The organism is Streptomyces parvulus (genome assembly GCF_014648855.1).
In the GTDB taxonomy this organism is placed as follows: Bacteria; Actinomycetota; Actinomycetes; order Streptomycetales; family Streptomycetaceae; genus Streptomyces; species Streptomyces parvulus.
Genome location: NZ_BMRX01000003.1, coordinates 135,140 through 159,070, shown reverse-complemented (window position 1 = coordinate 159,070; position 23,931 = coordinate 135,140). Strand labels below are relative to the sequence as shown.

At 72.1% G+C, this 23,931-nt stretch carries 23 protein-coding genes; 13 read left to right on the top strand and 10 right to left on the bottom strand.

What is annotated here, in order from left to right; all coding sequences use genetic code 11:
• Window positions 1-40: 40 nt before the first annotated feature.
• Window positions 41-472, bottom strand: a complete 432-nt coding sequence (locus IE108_RS06170; RefSeq protein WP_064731640.1) for a DUF6643 family protein — start codon at window positions 470-472, stop codon at window positions 41-43.
• 286 nt (window positions 473-758) lie between these two features.
• Here IE108_RS06170 and IE108_RS06165 point away from each other — a divergent pair, with 286 nt between their 5' ends.
• A complete protein-coding gene (locus IE108_RS06165) occupies window positions 759-2,054 on the top strand; it encodes a TerD family protein (RefSeq protein WP_064726497.1) in 1,296 nt (431 codons plus the stop codon).
• Window positions 2,055-2,088: 34 nt separating this feature from the next.
• On the opposite strand, the gene IE108_RS06160 is transcribed toward IE108_RS06165, so the two are convergent.
• Window positions 2,089-3,279: a glycosyltransferase gene (locus IE108_RS06160; protein WP_107420064.1), complete on the bottom strand. Its 1,191-nt coding sequence runs from the start codon at window positions 3,277-3,279 to the stop codon at window positions 2,089-2,091.
• Window positions 3,280-3,336: 57 nt separating this feature from the next.
• On the opposite strand from IE108_RS06160, the gene IE108_RS06155 reads away from it, so the two are divergent.
• The 6 genes from IE108_RS06155 (at window position 3,337) to IE108_RS06130 (ending at window position 9,926) form a co-directional block, all read left to right on the top strand.
• The gene (locus IE108_RS06155; protein WP_064726494.1) at window positions 3,337-4,122 is read left to right on the top strand and encodes a glutamate racemase; all 786 of its coding nucleotides are present in this window, start codon (window positions 3,337-3,339) and stop codon (window positions 4,120-4,122) included.
• A 74-nt stretch (window positions 4,123-4,196) separates the two neighbouring features.
• Window positions 4,197-4,742: a hypothetical protein gene (locus IE108_RS06150; RefSeq protein WP_064726492.1), complete on the top strand. Its 546-nt coding sequence runs from the start codon at window positions 4,197-4,199 to the stop codon at window positions 4,740-4,742.
• Between the two features lie 99 nt (window positions 4,743-4,841).
• Window positions 4,842-6,455, top strand: a complete 1,614-nt coding sequence (gene lnt / locus IE108_RS06145; protein ID WP_064726490.1) for an apolipoprotein N-acyltransferase — start codon at window positions 4,842-4,844, stop codon at window positions 6,453-6,455.
• A 68-nt stretch (window positions 6,456-6,523) separates the two neighbouring features.
• Window positions 6,524-7,003 carry an NUDIX hydrolase gene (locus tag IE108_RS06140; RefSeq protein ID WP_064726488.1) on the top strand — a complete coding sequence of 160 codons (480 nt, stop codon included), beginning with the start codon at window positions 6,524-6,526 and terminating at the stop codon, window positions 7,001-7,003.
• 54 nt (window positions 7,004-7,057) lie between these two features.
• Window positions 7,058-7,858 carry a 3-hydroxybutyrate dehydrogenase gene (locus IE108_RS06135; protein WP_064726486.1) on the top strand — a complete coding sequence of 267 codons (801 nt, stop codon included), beginning with the start codon at window positions 7,058-7,060 and terminating at the stop codon, window positions 7,856-7,858.
• A 100-nt stretch (window positions 7,859-7,958) separates the two neighbouring features.
• The gene (locus tag IE108_RS06130) at window positions 7,959-9,926 is read left to right on the top strand and encodes a helix-turn-helix domain-containing protein (RefSeq protein ID WP_064726484.1); all 1,968 of its coding nucleotides are present in this window, start codon (window positions 7,959-7,961) and stop codon (window positions 9,924-9,926) included.
• A 48-nt stretch (window positions 9,927-9,974) separates the two neighbouring features.
• Here IE108_RS06130 and IE108_RS06125 read toward each other — a convergent pair whose 3' ends face one another.
• On the bottom strand, window positions 9,975-11,357 hold the full coding sequence (locus IE108_RS06125; protein ID WP_064726482.1) for an MFS transporter: 1,383 nt from the start codon (window positions 11,355-11,357) through the stop codon (window positions 9,975-9,977).
• A gap of 250 nt (window positions 11,358-11,607) precedes the next feature.
• Complete coding sequence (locus IE108_RS06120; protein WP_064726481.1) at window positions 11,608-12,144, bottom strand: hypothetical protein; 537 nt, start codon at window positions 12,142-12,144, stop codon at window positions 11,608-11,610.
• Between the two features lie 199 nt (window positions 12,145-12,343).
• Between IE108_RS06120 and fxsT the strand changes: the two genes are divergently transcribed.
• Window positions 12,344-14,527, top strand: a complete 2,184-nt coding sequence (fxsT, locus tag IE108_RS06115) for an FxSxx-COOH system tetratricopeptide repeat protein (RefSeq protein WP_064726479.1) — start codon at window positions 12,344-12,346, stop codon at window positions 14,525-14,527.
• Between the two features lie 74 nt (window positions 14,528-14,601).
• On the opposite strand, the gene IE108_RS06110 is transcribed toward fxsT, so the two are convergent.
• On the bottom strand, window positions 14,602-15,561 hold the full coding sequence (locus IE108_RS06110; RefSeq protein ID WP_229851675.1) for a LysR family transcriptional regulator: 960 nt from the start codon (window positions 15,559-15,561) through the stop codon (window positions 14,602-14,604).
• Window positions 15,562-15,716: 155 nt separating this feature from the next.
• Here IE108_RS06110 and IE108_RS06105 point away from each other — a divergent pair, with 155 nt between their 5' ends.
• On the top strand, window positions 15,717-16,091 hold the full coding sequence (locus IE108_RS06105; RefSeq protein ID WP_226485044.1) for a hypothetical protein: 375 nt from the start codon (window positions 15,717-15,719) through the stop codon (window positions 16,089-16,091).
• Between the two features lie 127 nt (window positions 16,092-16,218).
• Window positions 16,219-17,484, top strand: coding sequence for an NlpC/P60 family protein (locus tag IE108_RS35205; RefSeq protein WP_064726477.1), 1,266 nt, complete (start codon window positions 16,219-16,221; stop codon window positions 17,482-17,484).
• A gap of 104 nt (window positions 17,485-17,588) precedes the next feature.
• Here the strand turns inward: IE108_RS35205 and IE108_RS06095 are convergent, their stop codons facing one another.
• Both IE108_RS06095 and IE108_RS06090 read right to left on the bottom strand, forming a co-directional pair.
• Window positions 17,589-18,824 (bottom strand): M15 family metallopeptidase, encoded by a 1,236-nt coding sequence (locus IE108_RS06095; protein WP_189397590.1) that lies wholly within the window; start codon window positions 18,822-18,824, stop codon window positions 17,589-17,591.
• 217 nt (window positions 18,825-19,041) lie between these two features.
• Window positions 19,042-19,278 (bottom strand): DUF6207 family protein, encoded by a 237-nt coding sequence (locus tag IE108_RS06090; RefSeq protein WP_064726476.1) that lies wholly within the window; start codon window positions 19,276-19,278, stop codon window positions 19,042-19,044.
• 466 nt (window positions 19,279-19,744) lie between these two features.
• On the opposite strand from IE108_RS06090, the gene IE108_RS06085 reads away from it, so the two are divergent.
• Entirely contained in the window at window positions 19,745-20,218 is a 474-nt protein-coding gene (locus IE108_RS06085; protein ID WP_226485042.1) for a lamin tail domain-containing protein, read from the top strand.
• Between the two features lie 135 nt (window positions 20,219-20,353).
• Here IE108_RS06085 and IE108_RS06080 read toward each other — a convergent pair whose 3' ends face one another.
• Entirely contained in the window at window positions 20,354-20,587 is a 234-nt protein-coding gene (locus IE108_RS06080; RefSeq protein ID WP_079163422.1) for a hypothetical protein, read from the bottom strand.
• 168 nt (window positions 20,588-20,755) lie between these two features.
• On the opposite strand from IE108_RS06080, the gene IE108_RS06075 reads away from it, so the two are divergent.
• Window positions 20,756-21,106: a hypothetical protein gene (locus IE108_RS06075; protein WP_064726474.1), complete on the top strand. Its 351-nt coding sequence runs from the start codon at window positions 20,756-20,758 to the stop codon at window positions 21,104-21,106.
• A gap of 3 nt (window positions 21,107-21,109) precedes the next feature.
• Here the strand turns inward: IE108_RS06075 and IE108_RS06070 are convergent, their stop codons facing one another.
• Window positions 21,110-22,288, bottom strand: a complete 1,179-nt coding sequence (locus IE108_RS06070) for a serine hydrolase domain-containing protein (protein WP_064731636.1) — start codon at window positions 22,286-22,288, stop codon at window positions 21,110-21,112.
• Between the two features lie 234 nt (window positions 22,289-22,522).
• Between IE108_RS06070 and IE108_RS06065 the strand changes: the two genes are divergently transcribed.
• Window positions 22,523-22,906: a hypothetical protein gene (locus IE108_RS06065; protein WP_226485040.1), complete on the top strand. Its 384-nt coding sequence runs from the start codon at window positions 22,523-22,525 to the stop codon at window positions 22,904-22,906.
• 106 nt (window positions 22,907-23,012) lie between these two features.
• Here IE108_RS06065 and IE108_RS06060 read toward each other — a convergent pair whose 3' ends face one another.
• Complete coding sequence (locus IE108_RS06060; RefSeq protein ID WP_064726473.1) at window positions 23,013-23,912, bottom strand: aminoglycoside phosphotransferase family protein; 900 nt, start codon at window positions 23,910-23,912, stop codon at window positions 23,013-23,015.
• Between the last annotated feature and the right edge of the window lie 19 nt (window positions 23,913-23,931).

Genomic DNA, 23,931 nt, shown 5'->3' with positions numbered 1-23,931 from the left:
CGCCATCGTGCCAGGCGGCACCGGCGATCAGGGGGACGGCTCAGTAACCGCGGTACTGCTGCTGCCCGTACGGGTCCTGGTACGGCGCGGGGGCCGGCCGGGGAGCCGCGGGGCGCATCGCCTCGTAGCCCGCGGGACCGGGCGCGGCCGGGCGGGGCTGCTGGGGGCCGGGGTACCCGCGCGGGGCCGTCGCCTGGTGCGGGATGTACGCGGCGTGGGCCTGCTGGAGCGGCGCGGGCTGCGGCGCCTGCTGCGGGTAGCCGTAGGAGGGCTGGGAGGGGGCCGCCGGGAGGGCGGGCAGCGCGGACGGGAGCGCGGGCAGGTGACTGCTCGGCACGTCGTACGCCGCGGGGACCCGGATGGGGGCGATCTGAGGGGTGCCCCGTTCGGCCACGAGGGAGTCGTAGATCGGGGTGTCCGGGAAGGAGGCGGAGTAGTAGCCGCCGCCATAAGTGGAGCGGGGGGAGGTCATGGCCATAAGTTAAGCCCACGATGTGCTGGTTGGGGAGACCGATAAGAGGGTTGTTTTCCGTGTCCGCACTGACCCGGTATCCCCAATGCGAGCGAACTTGGCAAAATGGGGCGTCAGACCCTGTGTTCTTGCGGTAAAGGCCTTGTTCCCGGCGGGTTACCGGCGGTTGGCCGAACGTCTCGCCGGTCCCCGCGCGGGTGCCGGGAGACTAGGTTGGGCGCGCGGAACGCGACGGAGCGCCGGGACGCTGCCCGGCCGATGACTGGTGATGGGGGCGGACATGTCAATGTCGAAGGGATCGAACACCCCGGTGCCGACGACGGCGCTGCGGGTCGAACTGGGCTGGCGGTCCGGCCCCGGCGTCCCCGACGCGGACGCCTCCGCCCTGCTCCTGGTGGGCGGCAAGGTGCGCTCCGACGCGGACTTCGTCTTCTACAACCAGCCGGCGCACTCCTCCGGCGCCGCCCGGCACGAGGGCAAGCGGGACGCCGGCGGGCGGGTGACCGACAGCCTCTACGTCGACCTCGCGCGCGTGGAGCCCGCGATCGAGACCGTGATCCTCGCCGCCTCGTCCGACGGCGGCTCCTTCGGCCGCGTCCCCGACCTCTACGTCGAGGTCCGCGACGCCGCGCGGGACACCGTGGTGGCCCGCTTCGACAACCCCGGCGCGACCGTGGAGACGGCCTTCGTACTGGGCGAGTTCTACCGCCGCCAGGGCGCCTGGAAGTTCCGTGCCGTCGGCCAGGGGTACGACAGCGGGCTCGAAGGCCTCGCCACGGACTACGGCATCTCGGTCGACGAGCCCCAGCAGGCGCCGCCGTCCGCTCCGCCGGCGCCCGCGGTCACCACGCCCCCACCGCCCCCCGCGGCACCGCCCGCCCCTCCGGTCACGCCTCCCGCCGCGGCCGCCCCGCCCCCGGCGGCGCCGCCGTCCCCCGCGCCGGTCCGGCTGACCAAGGTCACGCTCACCAAGGCGGCCCCCTCCGTCTCCCTGACCAAGCAGGGCGGCACCGCAGGCGCCCTGCGCGTCAACCTCAACTGGCAGGTGCGCAAGCAGTTCTCGGGCTGGGCCCGCAAGCTGGGCCGCCCGGTCGCCATGCACGACGACCTCGACCTCGACCTGTGCGCTCTGTTCGAGCTGAGCGACGGCAGCAAGGGCGTGGTCCAGGCTCTCGGCAACGCCTTCGGCGCCCTAGACCGGCCGCCCTTCATCCACCTCGACGGCGACGACCGCACCGGCGCCGTCTCCACCGGCGAGAACCTCACGGTCAGCCTCGACCACCAGCGGTACTTCCGCCGCATCCTCGTCTTCGTGACCATCTACGAGGGAGCCCGCTCCTTCGCCGACCTGCACGCCACGGTCACCCTCCAGCCCCAGTACGGCGCGCCGGTCGACTTCTCCCTCGACGAGTGCACCGTGCCCTCCACGGTGTGCGCCCTCGCGCTGATCACCAACACGGGCAGCGATCTGGTCGTCCAGCGCGAGGCACGCTACCTGGTGCCCGAACGCGGGGTGAGCCCGCAGCGCACCGTCGACCACGCCTACGGCTGGGGCATGAACTGGACGCCCGGACGCAAGTGAACGGCCCCCGGCCGGGCCGCCCCTCCGCCGGACCTCAGCCCTCGTCGGGCACGACGTCCGGTCGGGCGTAGGTGCGGCCCTTCCACGCCGCGCCCCGCCCCCGGTAGTGCTGCACCGCCGAGTCGACCGTCATCAGGAGGTAGAGGAACGCGGTGAACGGCAGGAGCGGAGCGAGCCACAGCGGCTGCCGGTAGTGGCGCAGCATGGGCGCGTACGTCCCCGCCATGATTAGCCACGCGGCGCCCCCCAGAAGGGCCGCCGCCGTCTCGCCCCGCGCCGCGCCGACGACGACCGCGAGCGGCGGCACCAGGTAGACGAGGACCAGCCCGGCCACGGTGCCGGCCAGCACCAGCGGGTTGTGCCGCAGCTGGGCGTACGCGCTGCGCGAGACCATGCGCCACAGGTCGCCCAGCCGCGGATAGGGGCGCACGCTGTCGACCCGCTCGGCCAGCCCCAGCCAGACGCGCCCGCCGGCCCCCTTCACCGCGCGGGCGAGGGCCACGTCGTCGATGACGGCGTGCCGGATGGCCTCCGGAATCCGCGCCCGCTCCGCCGTCTCCGTGCGCAGCAGCACGCAGCCGCCGGCCGCCGCGGCGGTCCTTCCCCGGCGCGCGATCCACCGGAACGGGTAGAGCTGGGCGAAGAAGTACACGAAGGCCGGCACCACGAGCCGCTCCCACGCGCTCGCCACCCGCAGGCGGGCCATCTGCGAGACGACGTCGAACCCCCCGTCCCCGGCGGCCGCCACCAGCGCGCGCAGACTGTCCGGCGCGTGCGCGATGTCGGCGTCGGTCAGCAGCAGGAACTCGGGCTCACGCGCGCGTGCCAGGGCGACACCGTGCCGGACGGCCCACAGCTTGCCCGTCCACCCGGCGGGCGGCTCCCCCGGCGAGGTCACGGTCAGCGGCAGCCCTCCGTGCCGCCGGGCCAGCTCGCCCGCCAGCTCACCCGTGCCGTCCGTGCTGCCGTCGTCGACGAGGAAGACCTCCGCCCATCCCGGGTAGTCCTGGGCCAGCAGCGACGGCAGGCTCGCGGGCAGCACCGCCGCCTCGTCGCGCGCGGGGACGACGACGCACACCGAGGGCCAGGCGGCGGGCTCCCGACGGGCCGGCAGGGTGACGTCCGTGCGCCAGAAGAAGCCCCGCGCCAGCAGCAGCCACAACCAGGCCGCGAGGGAGAGGGCGGGCACGACGGTCACCGGGGAAGTCCACACATCGGCGCTCACGTGCGCAGTCTGCCCCACGCCACCGGCCCCCGGCGGCCCATCGTCTATGGTGGCCGGGTGAAGATCGCGCTCATGGACTCCGGAATCGGTCTGCTCGCGGCAACCGCCGCGGTACGGCGCCTGCGACCGGACGCCGATCTCATCCTCTCCCTCGACCCCGACGGCATGCCCTGGGGGCCGCGCACCCCCGAGGACCTGACCGGGCGTGCCGTCGCCGTGGCCGAGGCAGCCGCCGCGCACCGGCCCGACGCCCTGATCATCGGCTGCAACACCGCGACCGTCCACGCGCTGCCCACACTGCGCGCCCGGCTGGAGCCCGCGCTGCCCGTCGTCGGCACCGTCCCGGCGATCAAGCCCGCGGCGGCCGGCGGCGGCCCCGTGGCGATCTGGGCGACCCCCGCCACCACCGGCAGCCCCTACCAGCGCGGTCTCATCGAGGACTTCGGCGGCGGCGCCACGGTCACCGAGGTGCCGTGCCCGGGGCTCGCCGAGGCCGTCGAACGCGCGGACGAGGCGGCCATCGCCGCGAGCGTCGCCGCCGCGGCGGCCCTCACCCCCGACGACGTGACCACGGTCGTCCTGGGCTGCACCCACTACGAACTGGTCGCCGAGCGCATCCGCGCCGCCGTCCAGCGCCCCGGCGCCCCGCGGCTCGTCCTGCACGGCTCGGCGGGTGCGGTCGCCGCCCAGGCACTGCGGCGCATCGGCGCTCTCCCCGACCCCGGAGCCCCGGCCCGGGGCACCCTCACCGTGCTGCTCAGCGGACGCGAGGGCGTACTCCCCGCGGCCGCGCTGGCGTACGCCGAGGGCAGGCTGCTGCGGTCGGTCACGCCGGCCCGCTGACCGCCCGCCCGGACGGCCCAGTCACCCTGCGCGACGAGGTAGCCGCGCAGCGAAACATGAGTAACCTCATAGCCATGAGGCATCGCCACGGCGAGACCACCCCGCAGCCGGACATCTGGACCGGACGCGCCACCAACCGGGTCCAGTGGTTCCTGGCGCTCATCGGCGCCGCCTGCATGGCCCTCGGCATTGCCCTGGCCGTCGACTCGGCCTGGGAGTCCGGTGTCGTCCCGCTGACCATGGCGGTCGTCGGCTGCATCGCCGCGGGACTGCTGGTGCTCTTCGGCACCCTGGCGTTCGTACACGTCGCGCTGCGGGTCGACGAGGACTGCCTGGAGGTGCGGTGCGGCCACATCGGCCTTCCCCGCCGGCGCATCCCCCTGTCCCACGTGGTCGGAGCCGAGTTCGCCCCGCACGTCACCCCGCGCCACTGGGGCGGCTGGGGCTACCGCTGGCGGCCCGAGAAGGGCACCGCCGTGGTCGTGCGGCGAGGTGAGGGGCTGGTCCTCAGACTGGGGGACGGGCACACCTTCACGGTCACCGTGGACGACGCGGAGGCGGCCGTCCAGGTCATCACGGCCCGGCTGCGCCCGAAGGCACCCGGCCAGCCCGCACACTGAACGCGGCCGCCGAGAACCGTCCCCGGGCCGCGGCCCTCGCACGCCGCCCGCCCCGACCATGCTGTCCGGGGCCAGGTCACCGGCCGTACACTCCGGTGGGTGACAGCCACCGCAACCTCCGTCGGCGAGTCGGACCGGACGCAGCCGCAGCGCACGCCCGCCTCCCGGCTCACCGCACGGCTCCGGAGCCTCCTCCCGGCCGCCGCCGCCGCGCTCTCCGGAGTACTGCTCTACGTCAGCTTCCCGCCGCGCACCCTGTGGTGGCTGGCCCTGCCCGCCTTCGCCGTCCTCGGGCACGTGCTGCGCGGCCGCGGCTGGAAGGCGGGGCTCGGCCTCGGCTACCTCTTCGGCCTCGGCTTCCTGCTGCCGCTGCTGGTGTGGACCGGTGTGGAGGTCGGTCCAGGACCGTGGCTCGCCCTCGTCGCCATCGAGGCGCTCTTCGTCGCCGCGGTCGGCGCGGGTGTCGCCGCCGTGTCGAAACTCCCCGCCTGGCCCGTGTGGGCGGCCGCGCTGTGGATCGCAGGGGAGGCCGCACGCGCGCGGGTGCCCTTCGACGGCTTCCCCTGGGGCAAGATCGCGTTCGGACAGGCGGACGGCGTCTTCCTGCCGCTCGCCGCGCTCGGCGGCACTCCGGTGCTCGGCTTCGCGGTCGTCCTGTGCGGCTTCGGCCTCGGCGAGGCCGCGCGGCTCGCCGTCGGGGCCCGCCGGGGCGCCCGGGTGCGGCGCGGCGCGGCGGCGGTTGCCCTCGCCGCCGTGGCGGTCCCCGTGGTCGCGGCCGTGGCGGCCCGTCCGCTGGTCAGCGACGAGGCGCAGGACGGTACGGCGACCGTGGCGGTGATCCAGGGCAACGTCCCGCGCGCGGGCCTCGACTTCAACTCCCAGCGACGCGCCGTGCTCGACCACCACGCGCGGGAGACGGAACGCCTCGCCGCCGAGGTCGACGCGGGCAAGGCGGACCGTCCCGACTTCGTCCTCTGGCCCGAGAACTCCTCGGACATCGACCCCTTCGCCAACGCCGACGCGCGCATGGTGATCGACCGGGCCGCCAAGGCGATCGGCGTGCCGGTCTCCGTCGGCGGCGTCGTGGAGCGGGACGGGAAGCTCCTCAACGAGCAGATCCTCTGGGACCCGGACAAGGGCCCCGTCGACACCTACGACAAGCGGCAGATCCAGCCCTTCGGCGAGTACCTGCCGCTCCGTTCGCTCATCGGGGCGATCAACGGGGAATGGACCTCCATGGTCAGCCGGGACTTCAGCCGGGGCACCGAACCGGGCGTGTTCACCATGGCGGGCACCCGGGTCGGCCTGGTCACCTGCTACGAGGCGGCCTTCGACTGGGCCGTGCGCTCCGAGGTCGCCGACGGCGCCCAGCTGATCTCCGTGCCCAGCAACAACGCGACCTTCGACCGCAGTGAGATGACCTACCAGCAGCTCGCCATGTCGCGCGTGCGCGCCGTCGAGCACAGCCGTACCGTCACGGTCCCGGTGACGAGCGGAGTCAGCGCGATCATCATGCCGGACGGCCGGATCACCCAGCGGACCGGCATGTTCGTCGCGGACTCCCTGGTCCAGGAGGTGCCCCTGCGTTCCGTCGAGACACCGGCCACCCGGCTCGGCGTACTGCCCGAGATCGCCCTGGTGCTGGTCGCGGCCGGGGGAGTCGGCTGGGCCGTCGGCGCCGGTGTGCGCGGGCGACGCGCCCGTGACGTGTAGCCGTACGCCCGACGGACGCCCCGTGACACCGCCCGGAGCGGCCGGCCCGGCCGGTTAGGGTCGTCCGCATGGCTACTCCCGACTTCATCCGCGAGCTGCGCGCCACCGCCGGACAGCAACTGCTCTGGCTTCCCGGAGTCACCGCCGTCGTCTTCGACGACCAGGGCAGAGTGCTCCTGGGCCGGCGGTCCGACAACGGGCGGTGGTCGCTGATCGGAGGCATCCCCGACCCCGGCGAGCAGCCCGCCGCCTGCGCGACGCGCGAGGTCGAGGAGGAGACCGCCGTCCGGTGCGTCGTCGAGCGGCTGGTCCTCGTCCAGGCCCTGCCCCCGGTGACGTACGACAACGGGGACGTCTGCCAGTTCATGGACGTCACGTTCCGCTGCCGGGCCGTGGGCGGCGAGGCCCGGGTCAACGACGACGAGTCCCTCGAGGTGGGCTGGTTCGCCGTGGACGCCCTGCCGGAGCTGGGGGAGTTCGGGCAGGTCAGGATCAAGCAGGCACTGTCCGACGCACCCACATGGTTCGACCCCACTGGTCCCTACTGAAGTATGGGGCGTGCCCACATGGGGAGCGGGGCGGGCGCTGCCTAGGGTCGGGACATGACCTCGCCCAGCGTCCTCCCGGCCCCCCAAGCCTCCACGCTCGACCTCGACGGCCGCACCGCCCTCGTCACCGGCGCCGCCGGGGGCATCGGCCGCGCCTGCGCCCTGCGCCTGGCCGCCGCCGGCGCCGAGGTCAGAGCGGTCGACCGGGACGCCGCCGGACTGGACGCGCTCGCCGAGAGCGGCGCCGACCTCGCGGGCAGCGTCCTGCCCCAGGTGCTGGACCTGACCGACCTCGACGCCGCCGAACGCGCCGCCGCCGGCACCGACGTCCTCGTCAACAACGCCGGGATCCAGCTGGTGCGGCCCATCGAGGAGTTCCCGCCGGACGTCTTCCACACGGTGCTCACCGTGATGCTGGAGGCGCCCTTCCGGCTGATCCGGGGCGCGCTGCCGCACATGTACGGGCAGGGCTGGGGCCGCATCGTCAACATCTCCTCCGTGCACGGCCTGCGCGCCTCGGCCTACAAGTCGGCCTACGTCGCCGCCAAGCACGGCCTGGAGGGACTGTCCAAGACGGCGGCCCTCGAAGGCGCCGCCCACGGGGTCACCTCGAACTGCGTGAACCCCGCCTACGTGCGCACCCCGCTCGTGGAGCGGCAGATCGCCGACCAGGCCCGCGCCCACGGCATCCCGGAGGAGCAGGTGCTCAGCGACGTACTGCTCCAGGACAGCGCCGTGCGCCGGCTGATCGAACCGGACGAGGTCGCCGAGGCGGTCGCGTACCTGTGCGGACCGCAGGCGTCCTTCGTCACCGGCACCTCACTCGTGCTGGACGGCGGCTGGACCGCCCACTGAACCCGCACCCGGACCGCGCACCGGCCGGCCCGGCGGCCGTCGCGGACGGGGTTTTCCACAGGGCTGCCGGGACGACCGGGCGATGGGGAATCCTGTGAGCATGTCCCGCGACCACCTGCAGTCCACCGAGCGCCCGGCCCCCGCCGCCGCGCCGCCCGGCGCCGCCGAGGCCCCGGCGTCCGCCGCCGTCGAGACGCCGTTCCTGGAGCTGCTGGCCCGCGGCGCGTCCGCCGACGCCTACGAACAGCCGGTACTGCTCGCCCGCGCCGAGGGCGGACCGGCCGCCCGGATCGACGCGCTGGACCGGGCCAAAAACCTCGCGCTGCGCGTGCGCTCCGAGCTGGAGGGCCGGCGCAGGCGGGAGGCCGAGCTGTCCGCCCTCTTCGAGACGGCACACGACCTCGCCGGGCTGCGCGACCTGGACGCGGTGCTGCGGGCGATCGTGCAGCGGGCCCGCTCCCTGCTCGGGACCGACGTGACCTATCTCAGCCTCCACGACGCGGCTCGCGGGGACACCTACATGCGGGTCACCGAGGGCTCGGTCGCGGCCCGCTTCCAGCAGCTGCGGCTCGGCATGGGGGAGGGGCTCGGCGGCCTCGTCGCCCAGACCGCCCGGCCCTACGTCACCGACGACTACTTCAAGGACGCCCGCTTCCAGCACACCCGCACCATCGACGCGGGCGTGAGCGACGAGGGCCTGGTCGCCATCCTGGGCGTGCCCCTCATGCTCGGTCACCACGTCATCGGCGTGCTCTTCGCCGCCGACCGGCGGGCCCGGGTCTTCGAACGCGAGCAGATCGCCCTGCTCGGTTCCTTCGCCGCCCTCGCGGCCGCCGCCATCGACACGGCCAACCTGCTCGCCGAGACCCGCTCGGCGCTGGCGGGCCTGGAGCGGGCCAACGAGATCATCCGCGACCGCAGCGCCGTCATCGAGCGCGCCTCCGACGTCCACGACCGGCTCACCGAGCTGGTCCTGCGCGGCGGCGGGGTGCACGACGTGGCCGCCGCCGTCTCCCAGGTCCTGGACGGCACCGTCGAGTTCACCGAGGCGGGATCGGCGCCGGCGGGGGCGCTGGAGGTGTCCCGCGCCGAGGGGCACGCGGTGCGGCACGAGGACGACTGGATCGCGGCGGTCGCCGCGGGCGACGAGCTGCTGGGCGCCCTGGTCCTGCGCGGTCACCCGGGGCTCGACCCCGTCGACCAACTCACCCTGGAGCGCGCCGCGATGGTCACCTCCCTGCTGCTGCTCGCCCGCAGGTCCGCCGCCGAGGCCGAGCAGCGCGTCAGGGGCGAGCTGCTCGACGACCTGCTCGACGCCCGCGACCGCGACCCGCGCCTGCTCGGCGACCGCGCCCGGCGGCTCCGCGCCGACCTCGGGGCCACCCATGTCGTGCTCGCCGCCCGGCTCGACGCCACGGCGTCCGACGCCGACCTGGAGGCCGACGCCCGCAGGCGCCTGTGGGCCGCCGCCTCGCATCTCGCCGCGACCCGGCACGGGCTGGCCGCCGCCCGGGACGGCGGCACGGTGCTCCTGCTGCCGCTCGACACCGGGGACGGGGCGACGGACCTGGCCCGCCGCACCGCACGGCAGCTCGGCCGGGCCGTCCACGAGAGCGTCACCGTCGGCGCCTCCGCGCCGGTGGAGGACCTCGCCGCCCGCCCCGAGTCCGTGGCCGCCGCCTACGCCGAGGCCCGGCGCTGCCTCGACGCCCTGGGCCTGCTCGGCCGCTCCGGGGACGGCGCCGCCGCCGAGGACTTCGGCTTCCTGGGCCTGCTGCTGGCCGGCGAGCAGAACGTGTCCGGGTTCGTGGAGCGCACCATCGGCCAGGTCGTCGCCTACGACGAGCGGCGCGGCACGGAGCTGCTGCACACCCTCGACGCCTACTTCGCCTGCGGCATGAGTCCGGCCCGCACCAAGGACGCCCTGCACGTGCACGTGAACACCGTCGCCCAGCGCCTGGAGCGTGTGGGCCGACTCCTGGGCGACGACTGGCAGAGCCCCGACCGCGCGCTGGAGATACAACTGGCCCTCAGACTCCACCGTCTGTCGCTCCCGGCACAGCGCTGACCCCGCACGCCGGGGCGTGCGGGGCCGGTGTCTGAAGGGGGGGCGGGCTCAGACGGAGCGGGCTCCCTGCTTACGGGGGGCCGCCGACGCCTCCTCCGCCTCCCCGGGGGACGCCATGGGCTCCGCGAGGTCCCGGTGGCGCGTCTCCTTGGCGACGCCCACCGCGACCAGGGTCAGCAGGACGGAGGCGATGACGTACAGGGAGATGGGGGTGGAGCTGTCGTACTCGGACAGCAGCGCGGTGGCGATCAGCGGCGCCGGCGCACCGGCCGCCACGGAGGCGAACTGGGCGCCGATCGAGGCGCCGGAGTAGCGCATCCGGGTCGCGAACATCTCGGAGAAGAAGGCGGCCTGGGGCGCGTACATGGCGCCGTGCAGGACCAGGCCCACCGTCACCGCGAGCAGCAGACTGCCGAAGTCGCCGGAGTCGATCAGCATGAAGAACGGGAACATCCACAGCCCCACACCGGCCGCGCCCAGCAGATAGACCGGCCGTCGCCCGATCCGGTCGGACAGGGCGCCCCAGGCCGGGATGACCGCGAAGTGCACGGCGGAGGCGATCAGCACCGCGTTGAGCGCGGTCTGCTTGGAGAGGTCGGCCGCGGTGGTGGCGTAGACGAGGATGAAGGCGGTGATGACGTAGTAGCTGATGTTCTCCGCCATGCGGGCGCCCATCGCGATCAGTACGTCGCGCCAGTGGTGCCGCAGGACCGCGACCAGCGGCATCGGCTCGGCCTCCGCCTTGCGCGTCTCCGCCTGCGCCAGCGCCTGCTTGAAGACGGGCGATTCGTCCACCGAGAGCCGGATCCACAGGCCGACCATCACGAGGACGCCGGAGAGGAGGAACGGTATCCGCCAGCCCCAGCTGTTGAAAGCGCTGTCCGACAGGAGGGCCGTCAGCAGCGACAGCACACCCGTGGCCAGCAGCTGCCCCGCCGGCGCCCCGGTCTGCGGCCAGGACGCCCAGAAGCCGCGGCGTCGCGCGTCCCCGTGCTCCGACACCAGCAGCACGGCACCGCCCCACTCGCCGCCGAGGGCGAAGCCCTGGACTAGACGCAGCACGGTCAGCAGCACGGGGGCGGCGGTGCCGATGGTCGCGTGGGTGGGGAGCAGCCCGATCGCGAAGGTCGCCCCGCCCATCATCAACAGGCTCAGCACCAGCAGTTTCTTGCGGCCGAGGCGGTCTCCGTAGTGCCCGAACACCAGCGCGCCCAGCGGCCGCGCGGCGAAGCCGACCGCGTACGTGAGGAACGAGAGCAGCGTGCCGACCAGCGGGTCGGAGTCCGGGAAGAACAGCTTGTTGAAGACGAGGGCGGCGGCGGAGCCGTAGAGGAAGAAGTCGTACCACTCGATGGTGGTGCCGATGAGGGAGGCGGCGACGATGCGCTTGAGGTTGTTCGGGGCTGGTGGAGCGCTTGCTGGCGACGACATCGGCACCACTTCCTACGATCTGCGGGGACGGTTGCGTGTCGCCATACCGTAGGAAGGGGCAGGTCAGGGGCGTATGTGGTGGGACACCATAGTTCGGGGGCGATCTGTGCGCGCAGTCCCCATGCGTCCTTACCACGGGGGCACTTCGGCGGCCTGGAGTAGGCGGATGCGTTCTAGAACGGGCTGGAACTGCGGGCCGTCGTGACGGTGGCCCGCAGTGATCAGCAGGGACAGCGGCTTGGCTCGGTCGTCAGCTGATGTAGTAGGAACTCGCCCGGTCGTTCCAGTTGCCGGCGGGGCAGTCGCCCACTCCTCCGCCGCCGAGGAAGGAGCACTTGTCGATGTAGGAGGTGGAGGCGCCGGTGAAGTTCGTCCCCTCGAAGAACTTGATGTCGCACTTGTTCGCGGTCTGCACGGACGTGATGGAGTCGTTCAGGTTCAACCCGTTGGGGTACCAGACGTCGTCGCCGAGGTTCCCGTCGTAGTACTCCACCGGGCTGGTCTCCGCCGAGCAGGCCTGCGTGCCGGTCAGGACCCTGTACCCGCCCCCGCCCTGGAAGTTGTACCAGTTGTACAGGTAGACCAGATCCAGCTCTGCCGACGCCGATACGTGCTTCCGCAGTGCGGCTTCGGTCTCGTAGCAGGCGGAGTCGCCGGTGCTCAGGCTCGTGGAGCAGTACGACCCGGTCGAGACCGGCCGTGCGGATTCCGTCCCGGGTGAGGCCGAAGCCGGCGTCGCGATCAGCACGGCGCTGATGACGAACAGACTCCCCATGAACTTCTTCATCGTTCTGCGTCCTCTCGTTGATGCTTCGGGCGAGGAATCTCGTTGTGGGATTCGCCGACTACGTTGAGGGACGCGGTCGTTCGGATGCGGCGGTCCCGGAGGAACCCGGATGCACCCGGTGTCCGCGCTGCAAGAGTTGCCTTCAGAACCTCGGGATCCCGGACGATTCCGGAGAGCAGGATGGGGGAGAGCCTCATACATGGAGTTGCCGAGTGCACCGCAACAGTGGTTTGTCCGCCGGTTGCAACGGCTGCGCACGTCCTCCGGGTCACCCACCCAGGCCCAACTGCTGGCCCACGACCAGACCAAGGTCCTCACACGGTCGTCCCTGTCGGACCTGCTGACGGGCAAGTTCACCAAGCCGCCGCCGTGGGAGCGGGTCGCGGCCTATGCGGGTGCATGCGTCCGCGCCGCGCACACGGGCAGGATCGCACTGGCTTTGGAGGAGGAACTCGCGCGGCTGCGCGCCGATCACGCCACTCTCACGGACCTGCTCGATACCGCCGCCGAGGCCCGTGCGCCGGCGCCGCGCTGCTCGGGCTCCCGCCTGCCACCGCGCAATCCTCACTTCACCGGCCGCGACGCCGTACTGCGGGAGTTGAGGCGCCGGCTCACCTCGGGCGGCGGAGCCGCGGTGCAGGCCGTGCACGGCCTGGGAGGGGCCGGTAAGACGCAGCTCGCGGTCGAGTACGCCTACCGCTACCAGTCGCAGTACCGGTTCGTAGCGTTCATCGATGCCGAGGATCCCAGCCTTGTCACGTCGCAGTTCGCCTCACTGGCAAAGGAGTTGGGGCCGGCGGGGGTGCACTCCGGGCAGGTCGTCCCACAGGTGTACGGCGCGCTGCGGGAGCACAGCCCCTGGCTGCTCATCCTCGACAACGGGGACAGACCGGGCCCCCTGGTGAACGTGCTCCCTTCCGGCGATGCGGAGGGCAGCGGTCACGTCGTCGTCACGACCAGGACACGCGGCTGGTCGAGCAGAGCCGGCGTAGTCGACCTGGACGTGTTCACCAGGACGGAGGCGATGGAGCTGCTGGACCGGCGGGTCGACGGCATGACCCCAGCGGCGGCGGACCGGATCGCCGAGCACTTGGGCGACCTGCCACTCGCCCTGGAGCAGGCGGCCGGTTACATGGACTACCACCACACCCCGCCCGAGGACTACCTGGCACTGCTGACCTCGCGGCTGGAGGACATGATCGCGCTGGGCGAGTCGGCGGACCGGCCGGCAGTCGTGGTCGCCACCCTGTGGGACCTGAGCGTACGACGGCTGGAAAGCGAGCGACCACAGGCGAAACAGCTGCTGGAACTCTGTTCTCTGCTGGCGCCGGAACCGATCCCGCTGGACCTGTTCAGCGGCAGCGCCGACCTGTGGGGCGCAGCCGCGGCGGACCCGGTGGCATGGGACACGACCGTCGGTGCTCTGGCCGGACTCGGGCTCGCGAGACGCCAGCTCTCCTGCCTCGTGCTGCATCGGCTGGTACAGGCCGCCGTCCGCTGCTCGATGCCGGACGTCGCGCGCGCCGAGGCTCGTGTGCGGCTGTGCCGTGCGCTGCTCCGGGCAGTTCCTCACGACATCCACGGCGTCCCCGACGCGCGCTCGCGATGGCAGGTCCTCCTCCCGCACGTGGTCATGTCGACCAGGGACGAGCCACCCGCCGAGTGTGCCGAGGAGACGGCGCTGCTGCTGAGGCTGGCAGCGGTGTTTCTCCTGTCGATCGGCGACTACGGGGTGGCACTGCCCTTGTGTGAACGTGCCCTTGCGATCAACGAGTCGCTGGAAGACAGGGAGGCCGAGATCGGCTTCGACCTGATCACTTTGGCGCAGATCTACCGGGAGCGCGGCTCGGCTCTGCTCGCCCGTCCGCCGGCGGAACGTGCGCTGAGCCTGCACCAGTCCTGCCTTCCGTCCGACAGCACGGCCATCGCAACGGATCTGGCAACCCTGGCACGCATCCTGTGCGCACTCGGTGACCACGAGGCCGCGTTACCGCTGGCAGAGAGCGCGCTGCGCATCGACGAGGCGGCGTATGGACAGGACGATCCCTATGTCAGCTTCGACCTGATCGCACTGGCGACCGTCCACCTCGACCTCGACGACCCGAGTGCGGCCGCGCCGCTGATCGACCGGGCGCTCCGCATCCGCGAGGCCCGCTACGCACCCGACCACCTCTACCTCGGGTACGCCTTGCTCCTCAAGGCCCGAGTCATGTCGGCTCTGGGTGACCCCACCGGAGCGGGCCTCGCGCACAGGGGTGCGCTGATCCTGAGCAAGCAGTTGGGACAAGCGCACGCCAAGACGGGACACGCCTTCGCCTTCGCCGCCGGCCTGCTCGAGCGCCGCGGTCAAGACGAGCGCAGCTCCGACGGACCGGGGCGTTAGGCATCGGGATCGCCGGATCCTCGAGAAACCAAAATCCTGCCACGGCGACGGCGCCTCGCGGCCCCTGACGGGTTTCAGGCGGGCAGCGTCTGTGGGTCGGTCACGTCGCGCGTCATCGCCTCTCGTGCCGCGTGCCGGACAGCCCTGACGGTGGCTTCGTTCCGCCTGGCCCTCAACCAGGCGAGGGCAGACGTGGAGGGCGCGAGGTCGGCCACGTCGACGTACGTGACGCCCGGCCGGGCGAAGTACTCGCGGGCGGCCGCCGGCAGGAAGCACATCGCTTCACCGGCGGCCACGGTGTGCAGCAACGACTCCATGTCGGTGACCACCGGTCCGTAGCGGACACGGCTGCCGTCGGGACGCGGGTCGACCGCCCAGAAGTCCCACCACAGGCGCGGCACCTGCCGGGGCATGTCGACCACGGGCACACCGGAGAAGTGGGCCACGGTGAGAGCGGGCAGGGCCGCCAACGGGTGATCGGCGGCCACACACGCCACGCGCGGCTCCGTCGCCAAGTGGTGCACCTCTATGTCGTCCGTCACCGGCGGGCGGAGGAAGACGACATCGGCCTCCTGCTGTGCCAGCGCGGCAAGATGATCGCCGAAGCCCAGATTGACCAGCTGTACGGACATGCCCGGGTGACGGTCGCGGAGCAGGCCGAGCACGGAGCGTGTGTGCTTCATGGAAGCCTCCGCTCCCATCGTTCCTACGACGAGCCGGCCGGAAGCCTGCCGTACCTGGGCGTCGGCGACGCGCCGCAGCCGGTCGACAGCGCCGATCGCCGCTCGAGCTTCGGGGAGCAGTGCCTGCCCCGCTTCGGTGAGACGAAGGGTCCGGCCCGAGCGTTCCACCACACCTACCCCCAAGCGCTTCTCCAGCTCTCGGATCTGCTGGCTCAGCGCCGGCTGCGTGATGAACAAACGCGCGGCGGCGCGACCGAAATGGAGCTCCTCATTCAGCGTGAGGAACAGCCGCAGCTGATGAATGCTCGGCTCCCTCGACCTGGACGCTCCCACGGAGAAGTCCCCCTCCACCCGTCCAACCTGCTGACATAACGCGCTCGTTATCCATCGCAAGACATCATGCACCCTCGGTTCACTGACCTCCTCATGTTGCCCGTGTGATAGTCGACGGGCCGTCACTCGACGAGCCCCAGCCTTCCCAGGAGGACAGCATCATGATTCGTTCCGTGAGAACCGCCGCCGCGGCCGTGGCCTCCACGGCCGTCGCCGCCGCCGGCCTCGTCTTCGGCACGGCGGGCTCTGCCCACGCGACCGGGCACGGCGAGGGCTACTACGGTGTCTGGGCCTCCGGCGTGAACGTCCGTGCCGGTGGCGGAGAGCAGTGCTATCTGTACCCGTCCGCCGCCAACTGCCCCACCGTGCAGACGACGGTGAGCAGTCCCGCGCAGGTGTGGGTGTACTGCCAGCAGGAAGGCGCGCAGAGCGTCGGCGGCAACCCGTACTGGGTATGGGTGCTCACCGCGAGCGGCCATCGCGGCTACATGGCCAGCTACTACACCGACAACGCCACCAACTGGATCGACGGCGTGCCGAGTTGCTGACACGACGTCGAGAGGTCGGTCCTGCCCGATTGACCACGGCACGACCAGAAACGGGGGACACGAGATGAGACCGAGTGAGCGAGGGGGCGACGGTCGAAGACCGCTCGACCGAACGCACCTGCTGAGAGTGCTGCTCGCAGTGGTGATGGCGACGGCCTGTCTGGGGCTGCCGGCCACGACGACGGCCGCAGCCGCCGCGCCGGCGGCACCGCCGGCGACCGCCGCCTCGACCGCCGCCCGTGAGGCGGCGGCTGCCTGCGCGCCGCTGAAGCCCGGGGCGAGCGCGACCGCGGTGGACGCGGTGGAGGTCGCCTGCCGCTACGTCGGGTGGAGTTACGCGTGGGGCGGTGGCCACGCCCAGGGGCTTCCCGGGCCGAGCCAGGGCATGATCGACCCGACCGACCCACGGTCCTACGGGGACCCCAAGCTCTGGAGCTTCGACTGCATCGGGCTGGTGCGCTGGGCCTGGTACAAGGCGACCCGGCAGGACATCGTCAGCGAGCGCACCACGCAGTCCACCTGGCAGAACCCGGGATACGCCCACACCAAGTTCACCAAGGAGCAGGGCGAGGCCCCGCTGCTGCCCGGGGACATCCTCTACTTCGGCACGGGCATCACACACGTCGCGCTCTACCTCGGCGACGGCAAGGTGGTGGAGGCGCCCAACTCGGGCGACGTCGTCCGGGTCGCGGACGCCCGGTGGGACCGATACCAGGGGGCGTTCCGGCCGCACACCGCAGGCGTGTTCCCGGTCTGGGAGTACGACGGACTCGGCCAGCACGTGAAGACGTGGGGCCAGCCCAATCTGCGCGAGAACTCCCACACCGGCAGCCCGGTCAAGTGGCAGAACGGCAACGGCATCTCCGTCGCCGTCAGGGCGCTGTGCCAGCGGGTGGGTGAACGGGTCACCGTCGACGGCATGGTCAACAACGTCTGGACCTATCTGCCGGACTACCGCAGCTGGGTGAGCAACCTGTTCCTGCAAGGCCCCGCCGTCATTCCGGGCGTACCGTCGTGCGGGCAGTACGCGGCCATCGGAGGCACGCTGGACGGGGCCGACTCGAACACGTCCTGCGGCGACGGCACCGAGCCGAACTCCGCGGGCGCGTGGACGGCCAAGTCGACCACCGTGTGGGGTCGCACCGTGGAGCTGCGTTACAACGGCACGACCGCGTGCGCCTGGGGGCGCATCATCGGCGGCACCGTCGGTGACGAGATCTGGGTCGACCGCAGCAGCGACGGCGGGCAGACCTGGGAACCGATGCTCGGCTACACCACGGTCACCTCGGGCGGCGACGCGTACACCACCCAGTGGAATGACAACGGGCTGGTGATGCGCGCCTGCGGCACCAACGGGAAGGGCGGGACGATCGCCTGCACCGGCTGGTACTGACGCGCCTGGAGAGCGTGTGAAGCGCGTCGGCAGGCTTCGGGCCGGCGCGCTGCCGGCCCCGTACCGGCACGGCCCGCCGGTCACGTCCGGTGGCTGTCCGTGAGTCATCGGTCTGTGAGGGGCCGGGCCCCGGGGGTGTCAGGGTGCCGGGGCAGTTCGATCGGGCCGTAGCGGGCGTGTTGGTGCCGTCGTAGCAGGGCGTCGTAGCGGTCGCCCGTGGAGAAGTGCCAGAACTCGGTGCCGTAGTTGGTGAAGCCGGCGTTCTCCATCGCGTTGAGCAGGAGCGTGCGGTGGCGACGTGCGGGGTCGCTGATGTTCGCGGCGTGCGTGTAGCACGCTCCGTCGCTCTCCTCGGGGGAGGCGTTGACGCGGGTGCCGAGGTCGAGTTCGTTGCCGTCCTGGTCGACGAGGGTGACGTCCACGGCCGCGCCGGCGGAATGCGGCGCGATCCGCGGCGGTGACACGTGTCGGGCGGCGGCCCGGTGCAGCCGGTCGGCCGTCCACTCGGGGTGCGAGGCGGCCAGCTCGTCCCGGTACTCGGTGAAGTAGCGCTGTTGCAGGGCGAGTGGCCGGTAGCCCTCGACGAACAGCAGGTCGGTGCCGGCGGGCAGGAGTGAGCGGGCGTGCTTCAGACGCGCCAGGACGCCCTCGCGGACGTGGGCGAACGCGCCCGCCGGGTCCTGCTTGCGGGGATCGACGCGCAAGCCGTGGTCGCGCACGTCGACGAGCGGCTCCCCGCACTCACGCACCGGGACCGCAGCGACCCGAGGATCGGACAACAGCACCGGTGGGTTCGCCGAGTCCGCCTGAAAGTGCCGGTGGTCGGGCGCCGGGTGGGGGCGGGCGGAGGCGAGGCCGGTTTCGCGCAGGATGGACGCGACCGTGTCCCGCAGCGAGCTGTCCGCCGGGATCACGGTCTCCGGACCGCCGGGCAGCAGGTCGCGCTCGCGGTACCAGGAGGCGAGGTGGCTGTCGGTGACCTGCTCCCGGTACGCGGCGTCCGCCTTCGAGGCGTGCCGGACCAGCGTCGCCTCCAGCGGCACGTCGAGGTAGTAGCAGTGGGAGACGCCGCGGTGGTCCCGTACCAGGGACGTGATCATGTGGGCGTACCGGTCGGCGTACAGAATCCCTTCGAGTACGACGTGGAAGCCGGCGTCCAGTGCTTCGCGCGCGATCCTGCCGAGCAGGGCGATGTTGGCGCCGCGGGCGGTGTCGTGTTCCCTGAGGACGTTCCGGCGGATGACGTCCTGGCCCACGATCGCGATGCCACGGCCGTGGTGATCCCGCAGGCCCTGGGCCACGCTCGACTTGCCTGAGGCCGAGTTGCCGCGGATCACCACGAGGCGTGTGTCCGCGCGGCCGGTCGCGGTCGCGGAAGGGACGCTGCCAGGAGCGCCGCCCGGAATGCCCCTCGGTTGTTCTGCCGGTTGGTTCCGTGTGTCGCCCGACGTCATCGTTCCCCTTGTCACCGTCGCGGTGGCGCAGTCCTCAGTCCCAAAGTTCCAACGCCTGGCCCGCACACCTCGTGCCCCATGAGGTTGAGAGTCCGTCTTCTCGTCACGGCAGGTCGGGGCCGGGTGGCCGCCGGTCGGACGCCGGGCCCTGACGGATGTCGAGGTAGCAGCGCAGGCGGACGCCGGGCTGTCCGGCCGGGCGGAAGGTGCGCTCAACCGAGGTGGCGGCCCACAAGGAGGCCAGCACGGCGTGGAAGGTGAAGGCGGTCGCGTCGTCGGCGGCGGCCACGTCCACGACGACGAGCCCGGGCTCGGACACGTGGACCTCGTTGATCTCCATGCTCCGCACGACGCGGCTCGCCCCGGGCGCAGTTCGCCCACCGTCCGCTGGTTCACCCGGACGGGCGGCGGCGTCCCCGCGAGGGCGCGGCCCGGGGCCGGTGGCAGCGCCTCTTCACACCCGGGGCGGGGAAAAGGGTCCGCGGCTGTTACTCACTTTCGGGTGAACGCTCCCGAGGCGTCGGGGTGGCGTGCCCTGGCGGTTTCGGACCACAGCCCAACGCCCACAAGGGGATCCGCGCTGCATAGCCGTCAACACAGTGCATTCAGCGCATAAATGCTCAATACAGGCGAGGGTCACCGCGGTGTCGGCGATTGGTAACACCGTTCACGTCTCCTCCACGAACCGGTCGACCGCCCCGCAATCTGTGAGGGCGCGGCCAACCGGCCGGGCAACGCACCACGCACCACCACCCCGGGACCTGGATCCCGGGGCCGGCGGTGCCCGCACAAAGCAGGGGGAACCTGTGTCGAAGTCCATCACCGCCCGCCGCCTGACCGCCGGCGTGCTCACCGTCGGTGCCCTGACCGCCGCGCTCGCGGTGCCGGCGTCAGCCGCCGACCACCCGCGTCAGCGGCCCAGCGTCGAGATCACGGCCGTCCAGTACGACGCCCCGGGCCGTGACGACCGCTCCAACCGCTCCCTGAACAAGGAATGGGTGGAGATCACCAACAACACCCGCCGCGCGGTCAACCTCAACAACTGGACCCTCAAGAGCGAGGACGGACACCGCTACACCTTCCGCCACTACCGCCTCGACGGCCGCGCCACCGTCCGCATCCACACCGGCGAGGGCCGTGACACCCGTACCGACCTGTTCCAGGACCGCCGCAACCACGTCTGGGGCAACCGCTCCGACACCGCCACGCTCCGCAACGACCGCGGCCGCTTCATCGACGACAAGTCCTGGGGCCACAACCGTCACGGCGGCCGTCGCTAACACCCGCAGCCACCGCTGAGCCGCACCACCAGCCGGAAGCGCGCCATCCCCCACGGGGTGGCGCGCTTCTGTCTGTGAGCCCTGTAGGCCTAGTAACTGTGAGCCCTGTAGGCCTGGTAAGTCCTGTCTGCCTCTTCAGGCCCTGGTGTTCGGCGGCAACGGGGTCTCGCTCCGCGGCGGCTTCACGCGGTCGAACGCCGAGAAGGCGGCCCGCTCCTCCGTCACCGTGTGCACGCCCGTCCAGTCGAGAGCCGAGCGCGCCGTCTCTTTCGTCTGCTGGGCGACGTCCCGGCACTCGGCCACGGCGTTCCCGCGCTCGGTGATGAGAAGGTCGTAGATGGGCGTACTCGAAGCTGAGGATGCAGTCACGAGGGGTCCGCTGCCCGGTCCGCGCGGTTTCATTCGTTGCGACGGCCACCTACCGCGCCCCGCCCGGCGATGCGGGAGTTTTTCGCGCTTCCCACCGGCACCACGCGTGCCGGTGGGAAGCGGGGGTAAACGCGCAGCGGAACGACTCGTCAGGACACGGAGGCCGCGTTGCTGTCCCACTCACTCGATCATGCCGTGCTCGCCCTCACGGTGCACCGCAGTCCCGGCATCGCCGGCCGAGCTGAGCTCGTGTCGCGGATCGAAGGGCTGATCCACGGCTACAAGCCGGGACTCGTCGTCATCACTCTGGAGGAGGCGGCCAACGAGAACGCCGCCGTCAGCGTCGTCCTGCGCGCCCACCGGATCTGCAACGACCTGGGCATCCCCATGTCGGCGGTCACCGGCAGCGCCTCCGTGCGACGCGTGCTGGAGGCGAGTGCTGAGACCGGTGGGCACCTCCTGACCGTCCACCCGCACGCCGACGCCGCTGTGGCCGCCGCGTTCGACGCCGCGGCCTGAGGGTCAGTCGCAGAAGGCGGTGTCCACGGCGGACATGACCGCCTTCGCGCCCTTGTCCGCGTCGCCGAAGGTGCCGGGGAGCGCGGTCACCGCCAGGCCGACCGAGCGGCCGTCGTCGGTGGCGCCGCCCCGGGTCTCGTAGCCGTCGATGTCGCCGCCGTGGCCCCAGTACACGCCGCCGCAGCTCAGCGGAACGCTGAAGACGCCGAGGCCGTAGCGCCATCCGGGCATGAGCGGGGCGTCGACCGTCTTGCGCATCTCGGCCAGCTGGGCGGGCGGGAGGAGCTTCCCGTCGAGCAGCTTGCGGGCGAACTTCGCGAGGTCGCTCGGTGTGGAGATCATCTGGCCGGCCGCTCCGCCCCACGAGGGGTCCATCCGCGTGGCGTCGACGACCTCGCCGTTCTCGACGCTGCTCAGCGCGTAGCCGTGGGCGTGCGGCTCGGGGACGGTCTGGTCGCCCGGCTGGGGCCATGAGGTGTGGCGCAGACCGGCCTTGCGGATCACGCGCTCGGTGATCTGCTCCTGCACCGGCCGTCCGGTGACCCTCTCGATCAGCAGACCCGCCAGGAGGTAGTTGGTGTTGCTGTACTTCCACTTGGTGCCCGGGGCGAACTCCGCGGGGTGGGCCAGGGCCGCGTGCAGCAGGTCGTGCGGCTGGAAGAACCGGTGCTGGACGGCGGCGAAGTCCTCCAGGCCGATGTGCTCCGTGTAGTTGGGGAGTCCGCTGGTGTGCTGGAGCAGCTGCCGCACCGTGATCCTCCTCCCGTCGATGCCCTCGCCGCGGACCAGGCCGGGGAGGTACGTCTCGACGGGCTCGTCCAGTGCGACCCGGCCCTCGGCCACCAGTTGCAGGACCACGACCGCGGTGAAGGTCTTGGTGTTGCTGCCCGCCCGCACGTACCCGTCGTGCGGAACCGGAACCTGTCGGCCGAGCCGCGCGGACCCGGAGACCAGCGAGGAGGTGCGGCCCTCCTTGCGCACCCACGCGAGGGCGGCCGGGTACTTCTCCTGGGCGACCAGTGAGTCGAGGCTCCGCTGCAGGTCCTTGTCCCCGCTCCCGGACGCTGCCGTACCGCCGGGCGGGGTTGCCACGGCCGCGACGGTGGTGGCCGACCCCAGCAGGCCGGCCGCCGCCACGACCAGCAAGCCCTTGCGCAGCCTCGACGTCGTTCCCTTGCGCATCTTCAGCACTCCCTGATGTGTTCGGATCAACACCAGAGACGATTCCGGAATCCGCGCCGCCGGACAGTGGCGCCGGCACCCGGATTTCGGGGAGGGGCCGCACCCGCGCGGAGGTGTACTTGAGTACACCCGACGGACATGGGCGTCCGAACGACGCGAGGCGTCCCCGGCATGTCCGGTCCGCTCCGAGCCGACTACGCTGGTGGACCCGTCACAGGTGAACGAAGGACATGTATGGCTCGCCGCTACGACCCCGGACCGCAAGAGTTCTCCACCGGTGACGCCGAGGACGGACGGGGCTCGGACGTCACGGACCTCGACGCGTCACCGGAGACGCTCGGTGCCGTCCGCGCCGCCGCGTTCACGACGGAAGCCGCGGCGATCGAGGAGGTGGGTCGGATCTGGGGCGATTCCGGGATCGTGGACCCGACCGACCAGTACGTCGTCTTCTTCGACTCGCTCGAAGCCGACGAAGACCGCGCCGAACGAGCCGAACTGCTCACCCTGCTCGGGTTCCTCGGTATCGAACGAGTCGAGGCCCCGGCCGGCGCCCCCTCGGGCGAAGTCTGGGTGCGTACCGATCCCCGACTCGATCGGGAATTCGCGCGATGGTCCTGAACGGAAGCCCGGTTTCCCGAGTGATCCACGCCGGGGCAGGCACCTGATTTCCTGAGGTGCTCGGAGGCGGTGGCCCGCGCGCGGAACGGCACCGGCGGAGGATGACCTACCCGAGGAGGGCCTGGGTGATCTGCCGGGTCGTCTGTGCGGCGACCCGGGGATCGGTGGCGGCGTAGCAGGTGTAGGCGTTGAGCCCCGTGGCCAGGGCCCAGCCGCGTCCCCGCAGCCACGTCGCGTCGTCCACGCCGAGGGCGTCGCGGAAGACGGTCCGGCTGCGGGCCGACATCAGGGTGAAGGCGATCATCAGGTCGCAGGCCGGGTCGCCGACGCCGAGCCCGCCGAAGTCGATGACGGCGCTGAGCCGGCCGCCGACGGTGAGCAGGTTGCCGGTGTGGAAGTCCCCGTGGAACCACACCGGTGAGCGCTCCCAGCCGGGGGCGCCCAGAGCCGCCTCCCACAGCTCGGTCATGGCCGCGGCCCCGAACACCCCGCCCAACTCGGCGATGGCGACGCGCGTCTCGTCGTCGCGGTCCGACAGGGGCGGGCAGATGAGCCCGTCCCGGGCGTCCCCGGCCGGGATGTCCTCCGGTGCGAAGCGCTGCAAGGCGGTCAGGAACTGGGCGAGTTCGCCGGCGGCGCGGGAGGAATCGCCCAGTGAACCGGCCGTCGCCACCTCCCCGTCCAGCCAGCGGGAGACCGCCCAGGGCCATGGATATCCGAGGCCGGGCCGCCCCACGGCGACGGGTACCGGGACGGCCAGGGGCAGGTGCGGGGCGAGTTGGGGCAGCCATCGCAGCTCCTTCGCCGCCTGCCCGACGGCTCCGGCGTGGCGGGGCAGCCGGACGGAGAGTTCCTCGCCCAGCCGGTAGATCGCGTGGTCGGAGCCGGCCGGCTCGAACCGCCGCAGGGGCAGCCCCGCCCACTGGGGGAACTGGGTGTCGACCAGCCGTCTGACGCGTGCCTCGTCGATCCGAGGTCGGATGTCCGCCGATTCCGCGGTCGTCAAGAGCGACTCCTGTGGCCGG